Genomic DNA, 21,003 nt, shown 5'->3' with positions numbered 1-21,003 from the left:
CCTCCCGGATTTATATATCCGAACGTTATTAGATGATGACCGCTTTTTCGACTACTTCAAGTAGGCGGAAACGTTTTGTTGCTGACAATGGACGAGTTTCCATAATACGAACAACATCACCGATTTTCGCTTCGTTCAGTTCATCGTGGGCCTTGAATTTCTTCGAATACTTAACACGTTTGCCGTATTTAGTATGTTTCTTTTGTGTTTCGATCATTACAGTAACTGTTTTATCCATTTTGTCGGATACAACGCGGCCTGTATATACTTTGCGCTGGTTACGCTCCTCAGTCATGGCTGCAACCTCCTTCATCAGTTATTCGCACTGATTTCTCTTTGACGTATTACAGTTTTCATGCGCGCAATCGATTTACGAACTTCTCGGATGCGTGCAGTGTTTTCTAATTGACCTGTCGCAAGTTGGAAGCGAAGGTTGAAAAGCTCTTCTTTCAGTGATTTCACTTTTTGCTCAATCTCTGCAGTTGTCAGATCACGGATTTCATTAGCTTTCATTAGATTCACCACCAATTTCTTCACGTTTTACAAACTTAGTTTTGATAGGAAGTTTGTGAGATGCGAGGCGAAGAGCTTCACGTGCAACTTCTTCTGACACACCTGCTATTTCGAACATAACTCTGCCAGGTTTAACAACTGCTACCCAGCCTTCTACAGCACCTTTACCGGAACCCATCCGGACTTCAAGAGGCTTCTTCGTATATGGTTTGTGCGGGAAGATGTTGATCCATACTTTACCGCCACGTTTCATGTAACGTGTCATTGAAATACGTGCTGCTTCGATTTGACGGCTTGTAATCCATGCCGAATCAAGCGCTTGTATACCGTATTCGCCGAATTGTACTGTTGCTCCGCCTTTAGTAGTACCGCGCATTTTACCACGGAATACTCGACGATATTTAACTCGTTTAGGCATTAACATAATTAGTTGCCTCCTTCCTCAGAGTTCTTCTTCTTCACTGGAAGGACTTCTCCACGGTAAATCCATACTTTAACGCCAAGCTTACCGAATGTTGTATCTGCTTCAGCGTGTGCATAATCAATGTCTGCACGTAATGTATGGAGAGGGACAGTACCTTCACTGTAATGTTCCGATCGAGCGATGTCAGCTCCGCCAAGACGTCCGGAAACTTGTGTTTTAATTCCTTTAGCGCCAGAGCGAATCGTACGTTGAATCGCTTGTTTTTGTGCACGGCGGTAAGATACGCGTGTTTCTAGTTGACGAGCAATTGACTCTGCAACCAGTTTAGCGTCTAGGTCCGCACGTTTGATTTCGATGATGTTGATGTGAACGCGTTTACCTGTGATATCGTTCAGTTGTTTACGAAGAGCTTCAACCTCAGTACCGCCTTTACCGATAACCATTCCTGGCTTAGCAGTGTGGATACTGATGTTAACACGCTTTGCAGCACGCTCAATTTCTACTTTAGAAACAGAAGCTTCTAAAAGACGTTTTTCGATGAATTCACGGATTTTCAAATCTTCGTGCAAGAGAGTCGCATAGTCTTTTTCTGCGTACCATTTAGACTCCCAGTCACGGATGATACCGACCCGTAAACCGTTAGGATGTACTTTTTGACCCACGGATTATCCCTCCTTCTTTTCAGATACCACTAAAGTGATGTGGCTCGTACGCTTATTAATCGCACTTGCACGTCCTTGTGCGCGTGGTCGGAAACGTTTCATAGTCGGACCTTCGTCAACGAATACTTCGCTTACAATAAGGTTTTCGACATCCATTTCGTAGTTATGTTCAGCATTTGCAATCGCTGAGTTCAAAACTTTTTCTACAACCGGAGATGCCGCTTTCGGCGTCAGGCGTAGAATCGCGACAGCTTCACCGATTTTCTTGCCCCGGATAAGATCAACGACCATACGGACTTTGCGAGGAGCAATACGGACTGTGCGGGCAGTAGCTTTTGCTTGTTGCATCAGAATAACCTCCTCTCAATTAACGTCTTGTTTTCTTATCGTCAGCGCCATGACCTTTGTATGTGCGCGTTGGTGCAAATTCACCTAGTTTATGACCTACCATATCTTCAGTCACATATACAGGTACGTGTTTGCGTCCGTCATATACAGCAATTGTCATTCCGATGAATGTCGGGAAGATTGTTGAACGGCGTGACCAAGTTTTAATAACCTGTTTTTTCTCGGAACCTTTCTGTGCTTCGACCTTCTTCATAAGATGATCGTCTACAAATGGTCCTTTTTTCAAGCTGCGGCCCATGTCGGAACCTCCCTCCGTGTTTGTACTACGGTCCAATCGTTGAACCGCAGTGCATCCAAATTATTTCTTGCGGCGACGAACAATAAGTTTGTCGGATTTATTGTTTTTCTTACGTGTTTTATAACCAAGTGTCGGTTTACCCCAAGGAGTGACTGGTGATTTCATACCGATACCAGTTTTACCTTCACCACCACCGTGTGGGTGATCGTTAGGGTTCATGACAGAACCACGAACTGTTGGGCGTTTACCCATCCAACGTGAACGTCCTGCTTTACCGATGTTGATAAGTTCATGCTGTTCGTTACCGACTTGACCAATTGTCGCGCGGCACGTTGCAAGAATCATGCGAACTTCCCCAGATTGAAGACGTACGATAACATACTTATCTTCACGGCCTAGTAGTTGTGCAGATGTACCTGCTGAACGTACTAGTTGTCCGCCTTTACCCGGTTTCATTTCGATGTTGTGGATTGTAGTACCCATTGGAATGTTTTCAAGTGGAAGTGAGTTACCCACTTTGATGTCCGATTCCGGGCCTGACATGATAGTTGCTCCAACTACTAGACCTTTTGGAGCGAGGATGTAACGTTTCTCTCCATCTGCGTAATTGATTAGAGCAATGTTAGCTGAACGGTTTGGATCGTATTCGATCGTAGCAACGCGTCCTGGTATGCCATCTTTCCGACGTTGGAAATCGATGACGCGGTATTGGCGCTTGTGGCCTCCACCATGGTGACGAACAGTGATCCTACCTGTGTTGTTACGGCCGCCTTTCCGCTTAAGCGGCGCAAGCAATGATTTTTCCGGTTTGTCAGTAGTGATTTCAGCAAAATCGGATGAAGTCATGTTACGGCGTCCGTTGGAGGTAGGTTTGTATTTCTTAATCGCCATTAGTGTTCCCTCCTTCATATGATTAAATGACTATATTACACTTCGAAAAGTTCGATATCTTTTGAGTCAGCAGTTAATGTAACAATCGCTTTGCGGCGTCTGTTCGTATAACCAGCATGCTTACCCATACGCTTAAGTTTGCCTTTGTAGTTCTGTACGTTCACTTTATCAACTTGAACACCGAAGACTTCTTCGATTGCTTGCTTAATATGTGTTTTATTAGCGCGCGTGTCAACTTCGAAAGTGTACTTTTTGAATTCCATTTGTTCAGAAGTACGCTCGGTAATGACCGGACGTTTTAGAATATCACGTGCTTCCATTAACCAAGCACCTCCTCTATTTTTTGGACTGCTGCTTTTGTCATAACAAGTTTGTCGTGACCGATAAGATCAAGAACATTGATACCTGACGCTGTTACAACACTGATTCCAGGGATGTTACGTGCGGACAATGCCACAGTTTCATCTAGGTCTGCAGTTACGATCAATGCTTTTTTGCTGATTGAAAGATCAGCAAGCACTTTGATGAATTCTTTTGTTTTTGGTGCATCGAATGTTAGTCCTTCAAGAACGATTACTTCTTCTTCACGCACTTTAGTGGAAAGAGCTGAAAGAAGAGCCAATCTGCGGACTTTCTTCGGTAATTTGTAGCTATAGCTTCTTGGAGCTGGACCGAATACGATACCGCCTCCACGCCATTGTGGTGATCGGATTGAACCTTGACGGGCACGACCTGTACCTTTTTGGCGCCACGGTTTACGTCCGCCACCAGCTACTTCCGCGCGAGTTTTTACTTTGTGGTTACCATGACGCAATGAAGCGCGCTGTTGGACCAATGCTTCGAATAAGACAGCTTCGTTCGGCTCGATACCAAAGATTGCTTCGTTCAGTTCGATGTCTCCGACAGAAGTTCCTGCCTGATTTAATACGGATACTTTAGGCATTCCTGTTTCCTCCTTCCTTTAGTGGTCAGTTCCCTTTGATTGCGCTGCGCACTTGTAGAAGTGATTTGCGTGATCCTGGAACGTTACCTTTTACTAGTATCAAGTTGCGCTCTGCATCAACTCGTACAATTTCAAGGTTTTGAACTGTTACTGTTTTGCCACCCATACGGCCCGGCATTTTTTTACCTTTGAATACACGTTGTGCGTCAACAGATCCGATTGAACCTGGTGCGCGGTGATGACGTGATCCGTGGCTCATAGGTCCGCGTGAATATCCGTGACGCTTGATAACACCTTGGAACCCTTTACCTTTTGATGTTCCTGTAATGTCGACGATATCGCCTTCAGCGAAAGTATCGACTTTGACTTCCTGACCAACTTCGTAGCCACTAACGTCTAATTCGCGGAATTCGCGAATGAAGCGCTTAGGTGCAGTTTCAGCTTTTGCAACATGGCCTTTTTCAGGTTTGTTAGCAAGCTTTTCGCGTTTATCTTCAAATCCGATTTGGATTGATTCGTAGCCGTCCGTTTCTTTTGTCTTCTTTTGAAGAACAACGTTTTGTCCAGCCTCAATCACAGTTACCGGGATAAGATCTCCGTTTTCAGCAAAGATTTGCGTCATACCGAGTTTTCTTCCCAAGATTCCTTTGGTCATTTGGTCCACCTCCTGAATTAATGTGTGTTTTATTTAGTATCGATTAAAGTTTGATTTCGATGTCTACGCCGGATGGTAAGTCGAGTTTCATCAATGCATCGACAGTTTGTGGTGTCGGGTTGACGATATCGATCAGACGTTTGTGAGTACGCATTTCGAACTGTTCGCGCGAGTCCTTGTATTTATGTACCGCACGAAGAATCGTGTAAACAGATCTTTCAGTCGGTAGTGGAATCGGACCCGATACACTAGCACCCGAACGTTTTGCTGTTTCTACAATTTTTTCAGCCGATTGATCAAGAATTCTGTGATCATATGCTTTTAAACGAATACGAATCTTTTGTTTTGCCATTATTTTCCCTCCCTTGCGCCTATTTTGTTATAGACATTCTCCGCGAAAATTTCCCACACACATGCCATGGCAAAGCGGCCTGGTGTGTCGGCAACCTCTCGCTTCATCGCAGTCAAAGACCAACATTCAACATTATACATAAAGAAAAAGAATTACGCAAGTGTTTTGGCGGAATTCTTTTTCTCAACTTTATTATTATAATTCTTTTCTTCACTTATTGCAACACTAAGAGTAATAGTCCGAACAATTCTTCACTTAATTAAAAAGCATTACTGTTATCCAACCAAATAGCAACAACGGAATGTTGTAGTGAATGAACGTTGGTACGCATGTATCCCATATATGATTATGTTGACCATCAACGTTAAGTCCAGCGGTTGGTCCGAGTGTGGAGTCCGATGCAGGCGACCCAGCGTCCCCTAGAGCGGCCGCAGTCCCCACGAGGGCGATAATTGCCAACGGACTGAAACCGAACGCAATACTAAGCGGTACGAAGATTGATGCAATAATCGGGATTGTGGCAAATGATGAGCCGATCCCCATCGTGACAATCAGGCCGACGAGCAGCATGACGAAGGCAGCCAAGCCTTTGTTATCCCCTAAAGCGGAACTCACATATTCAACTAGAGTCACTACATGTCCGGTCTCTTGAAGAACTGAAGCAAATCCATTTGCTGCTATCATAACAAATCCGACGAATGCCATCATGCGCATGCCTTCATTGATAAGCCCGTCTGCATCTTTCCATCTAAGTGCACCGGTAATATACAGAATTGCAATCCCAGTCACTGCACCTGCAATCATTGACTGTGTCGGTATTTGCACGACAAGTGTGCCAATCAGGGCCAAAACCGTGAAAATGATATTGCGCGTTTTCACCGTCACTACCTCTTCAGTGACTTCAACTTGCTCGTCCTCGTACTCCCTTGGCTTCCGGTAGGAAAAGAAGATTGCAATGAGAAGGCCAACTACCAGACCAAGAACAGGAAGGGCCATCGCTTTCGGTATATCTGCCATATCAATCGCTAGACCAGCTGTTTGCATTTGCGTGGCAAGAATTTCATGGAAAATGAATCCGTATCCATAAGGAAGTAAAATATATGGAGCCGTCAAACCGAAAGTCAACACAGATGCGATTAATCGGCGATCCACTTTCAACAGATTCAGGACATGTAAAATCGGTGGTACTAATAAAGGTATGAATGCAATATGAATAGGTATGAGGTTTTGCGAGAATAACGCCATTACCAAAAGAATTAATACAATCAGCACTTTTCCAAGAGCGGTACGATCCGCTTGCCCTTCCTTTTTCACAATACGTAACATCGCAGCTACAAGAAGTTGAGGTATGCCCGTCTTTGAAATTGCAACAGCAAATCCTCCTAGTAAGGCATAACTTAGTGCGATTGTAGCACCAGCACCTAATCCCTCTGTAAACGATGTAATCGTTTCGTCAATCGACAGACCGCCTGTAAACCCTCCAACAATGGCGCCTGCAACAAGAGCTAACACAACGTTAACCCGTAATAAGCTTAAAACAAGCATGACAACTACAGCAATGATAACGGCATTCATTTGTATTCCTCCTATGTTTTATTCCTTTAGTCGGCTAAAGTGGTAAAGCATAGTTATTAAGATATCAGAGGGTTTTCCATCTGTCAATGGAATTTTATAGATACTGGTTTCTATTCAAATTATAAATGTAATCGCGAAAAAATCCCGCCACAATGGGCGGGATTTAAAAGGTGAAGAATTATTTAATGATTGTAGCTACAACGCCAGCGCCTACAGTACGTCCACCCTCACGGATAGAGAATTTCGTACCTTCTTCAAGAGCGATTGGAGCAATCAATTCGATTGTCATTTCAACGTTGTCGCCAGGCATAACCATTTCTACGCCTTCTGGAAGTTCGATAACTCCAGTCACGTCAGTTGTACGGAAGTAGAACTGTGGACGGTAGTTAGAGAAGAATGGAGTGTGACGTCCACCCTCTTCTTTTGAAAGAACATATACTTCAGAAGTGAATTTCGTGTGTGGAATAATAGTTCCTGGTTTCGCAAGAACTTGCCCACGTTGGATATCATCACGTGATACACCACGAAGTAGTGCACCGATGTTGTCGCCAGCTTCTGCATAATCAAGAAGTTTACGGAACATTTCTACACCTGTAACAGTTGTAGCTTTTGGTTCTTCAACGATACCGATGATGTCAACAACGTCACCGATTTTAACTACTCCACGCTCAACGCGTCCAGTAGCAACTGTTCCACGTCCTGTAATTGAGAATACGTCCTCAACAGGCATCATGAATGGTTTTTCAGTGTCGCGTGGTGGTGTTGGGATATACTCGTCAACTGCAGCCATAAGCTCAACGATTTTATCTTCCCACTCTTCTTCGCCTTCAAGTGCTTTAAGAGCAGATCCTTTGATAACAGGAATGTCATCGCCAGGGAAGTCGTATTCAGAAAGAAGGTCACGAATTTCCATTTCTACTAGCTCAAGAAGTTCTTCGTCATCAACCATGTCACATTTGTTCATGAAGACAACTAGGTAAGGAACACCAACTTGACGTGAAAGAAGGATGTGCTCACGTGTTTGTGGCATAGGGCCGTCAGCTGCAGAAACAACTAGGATCCCGCCATCCATTTGTGCTGCACCAGTGATCATGTTTTTAACGTAGTCGGCGTGACCTGGGCAGTCAACGTGTGCATAGTGACGAGTTGCAGTTTCATATTCAACGTGTGAAGTATTGATTGTGATACCGCGCTCTTTTTCTTCAGGTGCGTTGTCAACGTCCGCGTAAGAACGTGCTACTCCACCTGATCTTTTTGCAAGAACTGTTGCAATTGCTGCAGTTAGTGTTGTTTTACCATGGTCGACGTGACCGATTGTTCCTACGTTAGCATGCTGCTTGGAGCGATCAAATTTTTCTTTTCCCATTGTGGAAATCCTCCTCGGAATATAAAAGTTTTTTTGTTTTTTATAGCTATAGGTATCAGAGGGGGCCCCCTCCGAATTCCTACATCTATTACTTAATTTAACTTAGAAACAAGATTGAATGAAATTATTCGCCTTTGTTTTTCTTGATGATTTCTTCAGCAACTGATTTCGGCACTTCTTCATAGTGATCGAATGACATTGAGAAGACTCCGCGTCCTTGTGTGTTAGAACGCAATGCTGTTGCATATCCGAACATTTGAGCAAGAGGAACCATAGAACGGACAACTTGTGCGTTTCCGCGTGCGTCCATACCTTCAACGCGGCCGCGTCGAGAAGTAATATCGCCCATGATGTCACCCATATACTCTTCAGGAATAATGACTTCAACTTTCATCATCGGCTCAAGAAGAACCGGGTTGACTTTTGAAACTGCGTTTTTAAGTGCCATAGAAGCAGCAATTTTGAACGCCATTTCGTTGGAGTCTACATCGTGATAAGAACCATCGAAAAGACGGGCTTTGATGTCGATCAAAGGATATCCTGCAACTACACCATTATCAAGTGAATCACGGATACCAGCTTCTACCGCTGGGATATATTCACGTGGAACGGATCCCCCAACGATGTTGTTAACGAATTCGAATCCTTTTCCTTCTTCATTAGGAGAGAATTCGATCCAAACGTGACCGAACTGTCCACGTCCACCAGATTGACGCACGAACTTACCTTCAACTTCCGCTGAAGAACGGAATGTTTCACGGTAAGATACTTGCGGAGCTCCGACGTTAGCATCAACGTTGAATTCGCGGCGCATACGGTCTACAAGAACGTCAAGATGCAATTCACCCATACCTGCGATGATTACTTCTCCTGTTTCTTGGTCTGTATGTGCACGGAATGTCGGGTCTTCCTCTTGAAGCTTCGCAAGAGCCATACCCATTTTATCTTGGTCGGCTTTTGTTTTCGGTTCAACAGAAAGTGAAATTACCGGTTCTGGGAAGTCCATTGACTCAAGGATTACAGGCGCGCTAGCTTCACAAAGTGTATCGCCAGTTCCTGTATCTTTAAGTCCGACTGCAGCAGCAATTTCCCCTGAATGTACTTCAGAGATCTCTTCACGTGAGTTCGCATGCATTTGTAGAATACGTCCTACGCGTTCACGCTTCCCTTTAGAAGAGTTCTGTACGTATGAGCCTGATTGAAGAACACCAGAATACACACGGAAGAATGTCAGTTTACCTACATAAGGATCCGTCATAACTTTGAAAGCTAGTGCCGAGAACGGCGCGCTGTCGTCTGCGTGACGCTCAATTTCTTCGTCAGTATCAGGATTTGTCCCTTTCATAGGTGGGATATCGATTGGTGATGGAAGGTAATCAATTACAGCATCTAGAACGAGTTGAACACCTTTGTTCTTGAAAGCAGTTCCACATACAACCGGGTAGAATTCAACAGCCAATGTCGCGTTACGAATTGCTGTTTTGATTTCTGCGATTGTAATTTCTTCTTCATCCAAGAATTTGTTCATAAGATCTTCATCGAATTCAGCAACCGCTTCAATCAATTTTTCCCGGTATTCTTCGGCTTGCGCACGATATTCTTCCGGAATTTCTTTAACTTCAGCAGTCAAACCTGAATCGTCGCCGTAGTATACTGCATTCATTTCAACTAGGTCGATGATTGCAGAGAATGTGTCTTCTGCACCAATCGGCAATTGAATCGGGTGCGCGTTCGCTCCAAGACGTTCACGAAGTGTACCTACTGAATATAGGAAATCTGCACCCGTTTTGTCCATCTTGTTGACAAATACTAGACGTGGAACGCCATAGTTTGTCGCTTGACGCCAAACCGTTTCTGTTTGTGGTTCAACGCCCGATTGAGCGTCAAGTACCGTTACAGCTCCATCAAGAACACGAAGGGAACGTTCAACTTCAACAGTGAAGTCTACGTGACCTGGAGTATCAATGATGTTTACGCGGTGGTTTTTCCACTCAGCAGTTGTTGCAGCTGATGTGATTGTGATTCCGCGTTCTTGTTCTTGCTCCATCCAGTCCATTTGGGATGCACCTTCGTGCGTTTCCCCGATTTTGTGGATTTTACCAGTGTAATAAAGGATCCGCTCAGTCGTCGTCGTCTTACCGGCGTCAATGTGAGCCATGATTCCGATGTTACGTGTATTCTCTAAGGAGAATTTTCTAGCCATATTATAGATCTCCTTCCGTCTCGGATTAGAGTGTCAATGATTCGCCGAATCTTACCAGCGATAGTGAGCGAATGCTTTGTTAGCATCAGCCATTTTGTGCATTTCTTCACGGCGTTTCACAGAAGCACCAGTGTTGTTGGAAGCATCAAGGATTTCATTCGCAAGACGTTCTTCCATTGTTTTCTCTCCGCGTGTGCGTGAGTAGTTAACGATGTAACGAAGTCCAAGAGTCGTACGACGATCAGGGCGTACTTCAACTGGTACTTGATAGTTTGCTCCACCTACACGGCGTGCTTTAACCTCAAGAACTGGCATTACGTTAGTTAGTGCCGCTTCGAATACTTCAAGTGGATCCTTGCCAGAACGTTCTTTCACAAGCTCGAACGCACCATAGAGGATTTTCTGTGATGTACCTTTTTTACCATCAATCATCATTTTATTGATAAGTCGTGAAACGAGCTTCGAATTGTATATCGGATCCGGAAGTACGTCACGTTTTGCAACAGGGCCTTTACGTGGCATGTTGTTTTCCTCCTTTCAAGGTTTTCAAGCGTTTTCCGCTTAAATAACCCTCAATCATAATTTTTTAAGCAGGTTTTGCTTAAATAACTTTTTGAATTAATTTTTCTTTGCTTTAGGTTTTTTAGCACCGTACATAGAACGGCTTTGCATACGGCCAGTAACACCAGCTGTATCGAGCGCACCGCGAACGATGTGGTAACGAACACCTGGTAAGTCTTTTACGCGTCCGCCGCGAAGAAGAACTACACTGTGCTCTTGAAGGTTGTGGCCTTCACCAGGGATGTATGCATTGACTTCCAATGAGTTAGTCAAGCGTACACGTGCATATTTACGTAGAGCCGAGTTTGGCTTTTTCGGTGTCATCGTGCCAACACGCGTACAAACACCTCTTTTTTGTGGTGAGTTTACGTTTGTCATTGACTTTTTGAAGCTGTTATAGCTTTTTCCGAGTGCTGGAGATTTAGATCCTGTCACTTTAGTTTTACGTGGTTTACGGACCAATTGATTAATTGTAGGCATCGGTTTTTCCTCCTTTCAAACTTCTTTTGTAAGACCACACATCCAGGTGGTTCATTTTTGGGGTAAAAACAAAGTCTTTGTGCTTTTTTGCACAAAAACTATTAATCAGTAATCGCAACCACAGCTGCACCGACTTGAATGCCACATGCATTTCCGAGTTTCTCCCTCGAATCGACATGCGTCACTTGAATGTCATGAAGTGCGGCTTCCTCCATCACTGGAGCAATAATCCGTTCTTCTGCATCCTGCGCAATAATAATTTCTATCACTATCCCTGCACGGATTGCTTTCACTGCCTGCTTTGTACCGATGATCGTTTTCTTTGCCTGCTCAACTTTTTCATAAGACATTTCCATATCCTCCAAAGTACAGACATCAACTATCAACCTTTTGTATTTTATCACCTGTTACGGAAACTGTCAACACATAAAAGGAAAGTTGGGGGAAGTGCTTTCCTGTTCCCCCATTTTCACTTTGTTTTATTCAGCCGTAACTTTCTTGGTTGAACTTTTCCCTGTGTCTTGTTCCATAACGATATGACGGTAACGTTGCATCCCTGTTCCAGCCGGGACGAGTTTTCCGATAATAACGTTCTCTTTCAAGCCGAGTAACTCGTCGGTTTTCCCTTTGATGGCTGCATCCGTCAAGACACGCGTTGTCTCTTGGAATGAAGCTGCCGATAAGAAGGATTCCGTTTCAAGTGAAGCTTTTGTGATACCGAGAATGACAGGACGGCAAGTCGCCGGAATTTTATTGACTTTAAGCACTTCTGCATTCGCATCTGAAAATTGGTGGATGTCGAGTAGTGAACCCGGTAATAGATCCGTGTCCCCCGCTTCGATGATACGCACTTTCCGAAGCATTTGGCGTACCATTACTTCAACGTGCTTATCGCCAATTTCAACACCCTGCATGCGGTAAACTTTTTGAACCTCTTTCAAGAGATAGACTTGAACGGTAACTACGTCTTTTACAACGATCAGTTCTTTCGGATCGATCGAACCTTCCGTTATGACGTCACCCCGGTCAATTTTATCACCGACATCAACTTTAAGTCGGGCATTGTATGGTGTAAGGTATTTACGCGTTTCCACTTCGCCTTGAATCGTGATTTCTTTCTGTCCTTCACGGATTTCATCAATTTCGATGATATCACCTTTGATTTCCGAAATGACCGCGACCCCTTTAGGATTACGGGATTCGAAAATTTCCTGGATACGTGGAAGACCTTGTGTAATGTCATCCCCTGCAACCCCACCTGTATGGAATGTACGCATTGTAAGCTGTGTACCCGGTTCACCGATGGATTGTGCTGCGATGATACCCACCGCTTCACCAACCTCAACTTTTTCACCTGTTGCCAAGTTGATACCGTAACATAACTTACAAACTCCGTGTTTCGTATTGCATGTGAAGGCAGAACGGATTGTAATTTCTTCGATTCCCGCATCTAAAATGGCACGGGCTGCATCAGCAGTAATCAAGCCATCCCTTTTGAGAATCAAAGCACCTGTTTCAGGATGATAAATCGTTTTCTTCGTGTGACGGCCTTCGATACGTTCATCTAGACCTTCGATGACTTCCGTTCCATCCATAAGTGCACCGATGTCCAATCCGCGATCTGTACCACAATCATCTTCACGGACGATGACGTCTTGTGCAACGTCGACTAGTCGACGTGTCAAGTAACCTGAGTCAGCCGTCTTAAGGGCCGTATCGGCAAGTCCTTTACGGGCACCATGTGTCGAGATGAAGTACTCTAGCACCGTCAGACCTTCACGGAATGACGACTTGATTGGAAGTTCAATGATTCGTCCGGCCGGGTTGGCCATCAGACCACGCATACCAGCCAGCTGAGTGAAGTTGGATGCGTTACCCCGCGCGCCCGAGTCACTCATCATGTAAATCGGGTTTGAGTGGTCAAGTGAATCCATCAGTTTGTCTTGGATTACATCCTTTGCATGGCTCCAATAAGAGATGACGCGATCGTATCGCTCTTCCTCTGTAATGAGTCCACGACGGAACTGTTGCAACACTTTGTCCACTTTTCCTTGCGCTTCGTTCAAGATATCATCTTTGTTCGGCAAGACGACAATATCGGATATACCGATTGTAATCCCCGCACGAGTAGAATATTTGAATCCAAGATTTTTCATGCGGTCAAGCATTTTGGACGTTTCTGTAATATGGAAACGTTTGAAGATTTCCGCGATGATATTTCCAAGGATTTTCTTCTTGAATGGTTCGATAAGTTCCATTTCAACAAGGTGTTCTTTTATGTTTACAGTCCCATCAACGAAATACTTATCCGGCGTTTCAATTTGTAAGTTGAAATCCGTCGGCTCGTTAATATATGGGAATGATTTAGGCAGAATTTCGTTAAAAATCACTTTTCCGACTGTCGTCAATAAAAGTTTGCCATTTTGTTCTTCCGTGAAAGTAGGATTGTTCAAAGAACGTGCCTGAATAGCAATCCGTGAATGGAGATGCACATGACCGTTATGATAAGCGATTAGTGCTTCATCCGCATCGCGGAAAGCAGTTCCTTCACCTGACGCACCTTTACGTTCCAAAGTAAGGTAATAGTTTCCTAAAACCATATCTTGGGACGGAGTAACGACCGGTTTTCCATCTTTCGGGTTCAATATGTTTTGCGCGGCCAACATGAGTAGGCGTGCTTCCGCTTGTGCTTCTGCGGATAGCGGAACGTGAACAGCCATCTGGTCACCATCGAAGTCAGCATTGTAAGCTGTACATACGAGCGGATGAAGAGTGATTGCACGGCCTTCTACAAGAATCGGCTCGAACGCTTGTATTCCAAGACGGTGAAGAGTCGGGGCACGGTTCAATAAGACCGGATGCTCCTTGATGACTTCCTCAAGTACGTCCCATACTTCTGAATGAAGGCGCTCAATCTTACGTTTAGCGCTCTTGATATTGTGTGCAAGACCACGTTCAACCAGTTCCTTCATAACAAACGGTTTAAACAGTTCGATTGCCATTTCTTTCGGCAGACCGCACTGATACATTTTCAGGTTAGGTCCTACTACGATTACGGAACGACCAGAATAGTCCACCCGTTTTCCAAGTAGGTTTTGACGGAAACGACCTTGCTTCCCTTTAAGCATATGAGAAAGGGATTTCAATGGGCGGTTACCCGGTCCTGTAACTGGACGGCCGCGACGACCATTATCGATAAGTGCATCGACTGCTTCTTGCAGCATACGCTTCTCGTTCTGAACGATGATACCAGGTGCTCCAAGATCCAATAGGCGTTTCAATCGATTGTTCCGGTTGATAACCCTACGATACAAGTCATTCAAGTCGGATGTCGCAAAACGTCCGCCATCAAGTTGTACCATCGGACGAAGTTCCGGCGGTATTACCGGCAATACTTCTAGGACCATCCAAGAAGGTTTGTTGCCCGAGTTCCGGAATGCCTCTACGACTTCAAGACGTCTGATTGCACGTGTGCGACGTTGGCCTTGAACCGTTTTCAACTCTTCTTTCAAAAATTCCATCTCTTTTTCAAGATCGATTGCAGACAGAAGACGTTCAATCGCTTCGGCGCCCATGAGTGCCTGGAACTTAGAACCGTACTTTTCACGGTAGATGCGGTACTCCCTCTCGGAAAGCAATTGCTTCCGTTCAAGTGGCGTATCCGCTGGATCAGTCACTACATAAGACGCGAAGTAAATGATTTCTTCCAAAGCACGCGGTGTCATATCCAGTATGAGCCCCATGCGGCTTGGAATTCCTTTGAAGTACCAAATATGAGTCACTGGAGCTGCTAGCTCAATATGCCCCATACGTTCACGACGGACTTTTTGACGTGTAACTTCAACTCCGCAACGATCACAAACGACACCTTTATAACGAACGCGTTTATACTTCCCGCAATGACATTCCCAATCTTTCGTAGGTCCGAAAATACGTTCACAGAACAGGCCGTCCTTTTCGGGTTTCAATGTACGGTAGTTAATTGTTTCCGGCTTTTTAACTTCACCATATGACCACGAACGGATCTTATCTGGTGATGCAAGGCCGATCTTCATATACTCAAAATTGTTTACATCTATCAAGGAGCCTACCTCCCTTTAGTCTTATCGCTGCAATTGGCTTTTCCGAGCAAGCGCACACATTATATTGAAATGAAAAGGGGGAAAACGTGTAATTCCCCCTGAAATTAGATATCTCTTTCACTAGGCAAGTCAAACAGGCTGATTTTCTTTTATAAGATTCAAAGCGTCTGTCGGTTGCATATCATCATCTTCATCAAGATCTCGTAACTCGATTTCTTCAAGATCAAGCGATAGCATCTTCACGTCCAAACCAAGGCTCTGAAGTTCTTTTATTAGAACTTTAAAGGATTCAGGGACGCCCGGTTGCGGAACACTTTCTCCTTTGACGATAGCTTCATACGTTTTCACGCGTCCTACTACGTCATCCGACTTCACAGTGAGTATCTCTTGAAGTGTATAAGCTGCACCGTATGCTTCAAGTGCCCATACTTCCATCTCTCCGAAACGCTGGCCACCAAACTGGGCTTTACCGCCTAGTGGTTGCTGAGTGACGAGTGAGTACGGTCCAGTTGAACGGGCATGTAGCTTGTCATCGACCATGTGGGCCAGTTTGATCATATACATGACACCAACGGATACACGGTTGTCGAAAGCTTCCCCTGAACGACCGTCATACAAAATTGTTTTTCCGTCGCGATCCATTCCGGCCTCTTCCATCGTCTCCCAAACATCCTGTTCATTCGCCCCGTCAAATACAGGGGACGCCATATGAAGACCAAGGGTACGAGAAGCCATGCCAAGGTGCATTTCAAGAACCTGTCCGATATTCATACGTGATGGTACACCGAGCGGGTTAAGCATAAGGTCGATTGGCGTGCCGTCCGGTAAATAAGGCATATCCGCTTCTGGCAAGATGCGGGAAATAACCCCTTTGTTCCCGTGACGTCCAGCCATTTTATCCCCAACGGAAATTTTCCGCTTCTGAACGATGTACGCACGGACCAATTGGTTGACGCCCGGCGGTAATTCGTCGCCATCTTCGCGGTTGAACACTTTCACGTCAAGAACGATTCCCCCTGCACCATGTGGCACTTTGAGAGATGTATCGCGGACTTCACGTGCTTTTTCACCAAAGATCGCATGCAAAAGTCTTTCTTCGGCAGTCAGTTCAGTTACACCTTTCGGAGTCACTTTTCCGACAAGGATATCACCATCACGAACTTCCGCTCCGATACGGATGATTCCACGGTCGTCCAAGTTACGAAGCGCATCTTCCCCAACGTTCGGAATGTCGCGCGTGATCTCTTCAGGTCCGAGTTTCGTATCCCTTGCTTCAGATTCGTATTCTTCAATATGGACCGAAGTGTAGACATCATCTTTTACAAGGCGTTCACTCATGATAATTGCATCCTCATAGTTGTAGCCATCCCATGTCATGAATGCCATTAGAACATTACGACCAAGAGCAAGTTCCCCTTGTTCCATGGAAGGACCATCTGCAAGAATATCAAGCGGCTTCACGCGGTCTCCAACGCTAGTAATAGGACGCTGGTTGTAACATGTCCCCTGGTTGGAACGAATGAAGTTTTCCAGGCGATAAATCGTAAGATCACCTTTCACTTCTTTTCCATCCACAGTTTCAATGCGACGAACGCGGATTTCACTTGCTTCTACATGCTCTACAATTCCATCAAACTTCGCAAGGACAGCCGCACCTGAATCGCGTGCTGATATGTGTTCCATACCAGTTCCTACGAAAGGGGCTTCCGGATTGAGAAGCGGGACAGCTTGACGTTGCATGTTCGCTCCCATAAGGGCACGGTTCGAGTCATCATTCTCAAGGAAAGGGATACATGCCGTCGCTGCAGAAACTACCTGCTTAGGCGAAACATCCATATAGTCGATCTGTTCGCGTTTAAATACAGTGTTATCCCCTTGGAAACGACCAACGACTCCTTCATTAACGAAAGAACCATCTTCTGCAAGGATTGCATTTGCTTGTGCTACGACGTAGTTATCTTCTATATCTGCAGTCAGGTAATCAATTTTGGCGGTGACCCGGCCAGTAGTTGGATCGACTTTGCGGTATGGTGTCTCGATGAATCCGAACTTATTCACTTTCGCGAATGTCGAGAGTGAGTTGATCAGCCCGATGTTCGGTCCCTCCGGCGTTTCAATCGGACACATGCGTCCGTAATGGGAGTAGTGGACGTCACGTACTTCCATGCCCGCGCGTTCCCTTGTTAATCCACCGGGTCCAAGTGCAGACAGCCTGCGTTTATGTGTTAACTCTGCAAGCGGATTCGTCTGATCCATGAACTGCGATAGCTGGGAGCTTCCGAAGAATTCTTTAATCGATGCAATGACCGGGCGGATATTGATCAGCTGCTGCGGCACGATCGATTGAGTGTCATTAATGGACATACGTTCTTTAACGACACGTTCCATGCGAGATAACCCGATACGGAACTGATTTTGAAGAAGTTCACCAACAGAGCGCAAACGACGGTTACCGAGATGATCGATATCATCCGTATTACCTACTCCGTGAAGAAGATTGAAGAAGTAACTGATGGAAGCAACAATATCTGCCGGCGTTACGTGCTTGATAGAATCATCGACATAAGCGTTTGATATTACGTTGATCACTTGTTTCTCTTCGCTTTTCGGAGAATAAATTTTGATGGTTTGAATTGTTATTTTTTCGTCAAGAACCCCGCTTGCATGGGAGATCTCTTCAAAACCGATTCCTTTTTCCAAATGCGGAAGAAGGCGATCCAATGCACGGCGATCTATGAGTTGATCTTTCTCCAGTAAAATTTCGCCGGTTTCAGGGTCGACAAGCGTTTCTGCAAGCGTCTGATTAAACAAGCGATTTTGTACATGAAGCTTCTTATTCATCTTGTAGCGTCCAACATTTGCCAAGTCATATCTCTTCGCATCGAAGAAACGGGAGAATAACAGGTTCTTCGCGCTATCGAGTGTTGGTGGTTCACCAGGACGCAGACGTTCGTAGATTTCAAGCAAAGCTTTTTCGGAGTTTTCCGTGTTGTCCTTCTCTAACGAGTTGCGTAGATATTCATTGTCACCGATCAAGTCAATGATCTCCTGGTCAGATGAGAATCCGAGCGCACGGAGGAGTACAGTAATCGGCAATTTACGTGTCCGGTCAATCCGGACATGAACTACATCTTTTGCATCTGTTTCATATTCCAGCCAAGCACCGCGGTTTGGAATAACGGTTGCACCGAAACCACGTTTACCGTTCTTGTCCGTCTTGTCGTTGTAATAGACACTCGGGGAACGAACTAGCTGAGAGACAATTACCCTCTCCGCGCCATTAATAACGAACGTACCATTCTCAGTCATGAGTGGGAAATCGCCCATGAAAACATCTTGCTCTTTTACTTCTTCCGTCTCTTTATTGTGGAGACGTACTTTCACACGAAGCGGCGCCGCAAATGTTACATCACGCTCTTTTGATTCTTCGACAGGATATTTAGGCTCTCCAAGAGCGTAATCGATGAATTCCAACGAAAGATTTCCCGTAAAGTCTTGAATCGGGGAAATATCGCGGAACATATCCATCATTCCTTCTTCCATGAACCACTCATAAGATGCCGTCTGGATTTCAATCAGATTCGGCAGATCGAGCACTTCGCTGATCCGTGCGAAACTTCTCCGCTGACGGTGTTGACCATACTGTACTAAATGACCTGTCAACTCTTTCACCCCTTATAAAACAATATTAGTTCTTTGCGAAATCACCAATATAGTGTATGATATCGAAAAAACAAAAAGAAAACGAGTTCCGGCAAGAGCTCATTTTCGGTTTGACCATCTTTTATACATCGTCAGTATGCCTTACATTTCCATTTTTCATGCAAAAGGGCATACGACCGCACTATAATAATTTATGCATTTTACTACTTTAGCATATCGATATTGTCAAGTCAATGTTTTTCGACTTTCAAAATATAATAACCCTTCTTTTTGACAATCGTCTCAACGTCGCCGAAAAGCTTCGTCAAAAAGTCGATTGTGGAAGGCGCACCTTGTTTCTTCTGAATGACGATCCATAACTGACCACCAACTTTGAGCTTCGAGAAAGCCCCTTCATAAAACTTGAATACCGTCTCTTTTCCTGCACGGATCGGCGGATTCGTTAAAATTGCGGCAAACCCATCTGCCGTGATACCCGATAATGCATCACTTGAATAAATCTCTACATTTGTAATGCCGTTTTGTTTCGCATTATGCGCAGCAAGAGCGAGTGCACGTTCGTTCACATCCACCATGTGAACAATCCGTTCCGGAAAAGATGCGGCAATCGACAAACCGATCGGTCCATACCCACAGCCTACATCGAGAACGAAACCTTCCGATTCCGGAATGATAAACGCCTCAGCCAAGAGTTGTGATCCAAAGTCCACTTCACCTTTGCTGAATACTCCGGCGTCCGTTTTAAAGCGCAGTGTTTTTTCGCGTAATTTCGCAGACCACTCTTTCGGATCACTTTTCACTTTCGGATTTTCCGAGTAGTAATGTTCAGACACGCCAGTCTTCCCCCTCGTATAAATACTTCTAACGCAAAAAATATAGATGACGTACACCATCTATACTTAAACAGGCGCAGATAAAAAAACGAAGAAAAGCCCGTCAAAACCGACGAGCTTTTCTTCAGTATTAAAAATTACTTGATTTCGATTCCAGCGCCAACTTCTTCAAGTTTCGCTTTCATTTCTTCTGCTTCTTCTTTAGAAGCGCCTTCTTTGATTGCTTTTGGAGCTTCATCAACAAGTGCTTTTGCTTCTTTCAAGCCAAGACCAGTGATTTCGCGAACAGCTTTGATAACTTTGATTTTTTGATCTCCAGCAGAAGCAAGAATTACGTCGAATTCAGTTTGCTCTGCAGCTGCTTCTCCAGCGCCAGCGCCCATCATTGCAACAGGTGCTGCAGCAGTTACGCCAAATTCTTCTTCGATTGCTTTTACAAGGTCGTTTAGTTCAAGTACTGTCATTTCTTTGATCGCTTCAAGAATGTTTTCTTTAGTCATTATATTTTCCTCCTAATAGTTGTTTTTGTCGGGCTTAACCCGCAAGTTGTATTTCAGGCCACTTTATTAAGCGCCTTGTTCTTCTTTTTGTTCTGCAACCGCTTTTGTTGCAAGTGCGAAGTTGCGCATTGGAGCTTGTAGTACGCTGAGTAGCATAGAAAGTAGACCTTCGCGTGACGGAAGTTCCGCCAATGCTTTAATGTCCGTTTCTGATGCAACCACACCTTCGATTACGCCAGCTTTAATTTCAAGCTTTTCGTTTTTCTTTGCAAAATCGTTAAGGATTTTTGCAGGAGCAACTACGTCATCGTTTGAAAATGCGATTGCGTTAGGGCCCGTTAGGTGATCGCTCAACCCTTCAAGTCCTGCAGCTTCAGCAGCACGGCGTGACATCGAGTTTTTATAAACCTTGAAGTCAATACCTGCATCACGAAGTTGTTTACGAAGTTCCGTAACCTGACCTACGTTCAGACCGCGGTAATCGACAACAACAACAGAAGCTGCTGATTTCAACTTATCAGTAATTTCTCCAACCACTGCTTGTTTAGCTTCTAATACTGTGCTCATTTGGACACCTCCTAAAAAGTTTGGGTCACTTATACCAGTATGAAAAGCCCTCAATCTACGTAAGCAGACTGAGGGCTGAAAAGTCGT

The 21,003-nt window shown here is 44.7% G+C and carries 22 protein-coding genes and 1 other annotated feature (1 of these 23 running past the window's edge); all 22 genes read right to left on the bottom strand.

Annotated elements, in window-relative coordinates; translation table 11 throughout:
- Positions 1 to 28 precede the first annotated feature (28 nt).
- The 22 genes from rpsQ to rplJ all read right to left on the bottom strand — a co-directional run bounded on the left by rpsQ (position 29) and on the right by rplJ (position 20,916).
- Positions 29 to 295: a 30S ribosomal protein S17 gene (rpsQ, locus tag HDC33_RS12780; protein WP_179392965.1), complete on the bottom strand. Its 267-nt coding sequence runs from the start codon at positions 293 to 295 to the stop codon at positions 29 to 31.
- A 17-nt stretch (positions 296 to 312) separates the two neighbouring features.
- Positions 313 to 513, bottom strand: coding sequence for a 50S ribosomal protein L29 (gene rpmC / locus HDC33_RS12775; protein ID WP_025783856.1), 201 nt, complete (start codon positions 511 to 513; stop codon positions 313 to 315).
- Positions 503 to 937 (bottom strand): 50S ribosomal protein L16, encoded by a 435-nt coding sequence (gene rplP / locus HDC33_RS12770; protein ID WP_179392964.1) that lies wholly within the window; start codon positions 935 to 937, stop codon positions 503 to 505. Before rplP ends, rpmC begins: the two co-directional genes overlap by 11 nt.
- A 2-nt stretch (positions 938 to 939) precedes the next feature.
- Complete coding sequence (rpsC, locus tag HDC33_RS12765; RefSeq protein ID WP_179392963.1) at positions 940 to 1,599, bottom strand: 30S ribosomal protein S3; 660 nt, start codon at positions 1,597 to 1,599, stop codon at positions 940 to 942.
- Between the two features lie 3 nt (positions 1,600 to 1,602).
- On the bottom strand, positions 1,603 to 1,947 hold the full coding sequence (rplV, locus tag HDC33_RS12760; protein WP_179392962.1) for a 50S ribosomal protein L22: 345 nt from the start codon (positions 1,945 to 1,947) through the stop codon (positions 1,603 to 1,605).
- 19 nt (positions 1,948 to 1,966) lie between these two features.
- Positions 1,967 to 2,245 carry a 30S ribosomal protein S19 gene (rpsS, locus tag HDC33_RS12755; protein ID WP_179392961.1) on the bottom strand — a complete coding sequence of 93 codons (279 nt, stop codon included), beginning with the start codon at positions 2,243 to 2,245 and terminating at the stop codon, positions 1,967 to 1,969.
- Between the two features lie 60 nt (positions 2,246 to 2,305).
- Entirely contained in the window at positions 2,306 to 3,136 is an 831-nt protein-coding gene (gene rplB / locus HDC33_RS12750) for a 50S ribosomal protein L2 (protein WP_179392960.1), read from the bottom strand.
- 35 nt (positions 3,137 to 3,171) lie between these two features.
- Positions 3,172 to 3,456, bottom strand: a complete 285-nt coding sequence (gene rplW, locus HDC33_RS12745; RefSeq protein ID WP_179392959.1) for a 50S ribosomal protein L23 — start codon at positions 3,454 to 3,456, stop codon at positions 3,172 to 3,174.
- Positions 3,456 to 4,079 (bottom strand): 50S ribosomal protein L4, encoded by a 624-nt coding sequence (rplD, locus tag HDC33_RS12740; protein ID WP_179392958.1) that lies wholly within the window; start codon positions 4,077 to 4,079, stop codon positions 3,456 to 3,458. Before rplD ends, rplW begins: the two co-directional genes overlap by 1 nt.
- Positions 4,080 to 4,104: 25 nt before the next feature.
- Positions 4,105 to 4,734, bottom strand: coding sequence for a 50S ribosomal protein L3 (gene rplC, locus HDC33_RS12735; RefSeq protein ID WP_179392957.1), 630 nt, complete (start codon positions 4,732 to 4,734; stop codon positions 4,105 to 4,107).
- A 43-nt stretch (positions 4,735 to 4,777) separates the two neighbouring features.
- Positions 4,778 to 5,086, bottom strand: coding sequence for a 30S ribosomal protein S10 (gene rpsJ, locus HDC33_RS12730; RefSeq protein ID WP_042478628.1), 309 nt, complete (start codon positions 5,084 to 5,086; stop codon positions 4,778 to 4,780).
- 255 nt (positions 5,087 to 5,341) lie between these two features.
- Positions 5,342 to 6,661: a Na+/H+ antiporter family protein gene (locus HDC33_RS12725; protein WP_179392956.1), complete on the bottom strand. Its 1,320-nt coding sequence runs from the start codon at positions 6,659 to 6,661 to the stop codon at positions 5,342 to 5,344.
- A 178-nt stretch (positions 6,662 to 6,839) separates the two neighbouring features.
- Complete coding sequence (gene tuf, locus HDC33_RS12720) at positions 6,840 to 8,027, bottom strand: elongation factor Tu (RefSeq protein ID WP_179392955.1); 1,188 nt, start codon at positions 8,025 to 8,027, stop codon at positions 6,840 to 6,842.
- A gap of 124 nt (positions 8,028 to 8,151) precedes the next feature.
- Positions 8,152 to 10,230, bottom strand: a complete 2,079-nt coding sequence (fusA, locus tag HDC33_RS12715) for an elongation factor G (RefSeq protein WP_179392954.1) — start codon at positions 10,228 to 10,230, stop codon at positions 8,152 to 8,154.
- A 51-nt stretch (positions 10,231 to 10,281) separates the two neighbouring features.
- Positions 10,282 to 10,752 (bottom strand): 30S ribosomal protein S7, encoded by a 471-nt coding sequence (gene rpsG / locus HDC33_RS12710; protein ID WP_179392953.1) that lies wholly within the window; start codon positions 10,750 to 10,752, stop codon positions 10,282 to 10,284.
- A gap of 96 nt (positions 10,753 to 10,848) precedes the next feature.
- A complete protein-coding gene (gene rpsL / locus HDC33_RS12705) occupies positions 10,849 to 11,271 on the bottom strand; it encodes a 30S ribosomal protein S12 (RefSeq protein ID WP_179392952.1) in 423 nt (140 codons plus the stop codon).
- Positions 11,272 to 11,372: 101 nt separating this feature from the next.
- Positions 11,373 to 11,621: a ribosomal L7Ae/L30e/S12e/Gadd45 family protein gene (locus tag HDC33_RS12700; protein ID WP_179392951.1), complete on the bottom strand. Its 249-nt coding sequence runs from the start codon at positions 11,619 to 11,621 to the stop codon at positions 11,373 to 11,375.
- 129 nt (positions 11,622 to 11,750) lie between these two features.
- A complete protein-coding gene (rpoC, locus tag HDC33_RS12695) occupies positions 11,751 to 15,353 on the bottom strand; it encodes a DNA-directed RNA polymerase subunit beta' (protein ID WP_179392950.1) in 3,603 nt (1,200 codons plus the stop codon).
- Positions 15,354 to 15,482: 129 nt separating this feature from the next.
- The gene (rpoB, locus tag HDC33_RS12690) at positions 15,483 to 19,016 is read right to left on the bottom strand and encodes a DNA-directed RNA polymerase subunit beta (RefSeq protein ID WP_179392949.1); all 3,534 of its coding nucleotides are present in this window, start codon (positions 19,014 to 19,016) and stop codon (positions 15,483 to 15,485) included.
- 230 nt (positions 19,017 to 19,246) lie between these two features.
- Positions 19,247 to 19,849: a class I SAM-dependent methyltransferase gene (locus HDC33_RS12685; RefSeq protein ID WP_179392948.1), complete on the bottom strand. Its 603-nt coding sequence runs from the start codon at positions 19,847 to 19,849 to the stop codon at positions 19,247 to 19,249.
- 137 nt (positions 19,850 to 19,986) lie between these two features.
- Entirely contained in the window at positions 19,987 to 20,349 is a 363-nt protein-coding gene (gene rplL / locus HDC33_RS12680; RefSeq protein ID WP_179392947.1) for a 50S ribosomal protein L7/L12, read from the bottom strand.
- A 66-nt stretch (positions 20,350 to 20,415) separates the two neighbouring features.
- A complete protein-coding gene (rplJ, locus tag HDC33_RS12675; protein ID WP_179392946.1) occupies positions 20,416 to 20,916 on the bottom strand; it encodes a 50S ribosomal protein L10 in 501 nt (166 codons plus the stop codon).
- 31 nt (positions 20,917 to 20,947) lie between these two features.
- Positions 20,948 to 21,003, bottom strand: a sequence feature (ribosomal protein L10 leader region) (it continues 94 nt past the right edge of the window).

This window comes from Sporosarcina sp. JAI121, from assembly GCF_013408665.1.
GTDB lineage: Bacteria > Bacillota > Bacilli > Bacillales_A > Planococcaceae > Sporosarcina.
The sequence above is the reverse complement of the archived record's forward strand: the minus strand, read 5'-3'. Positions and strand labels throughout refer to the sequence as shown.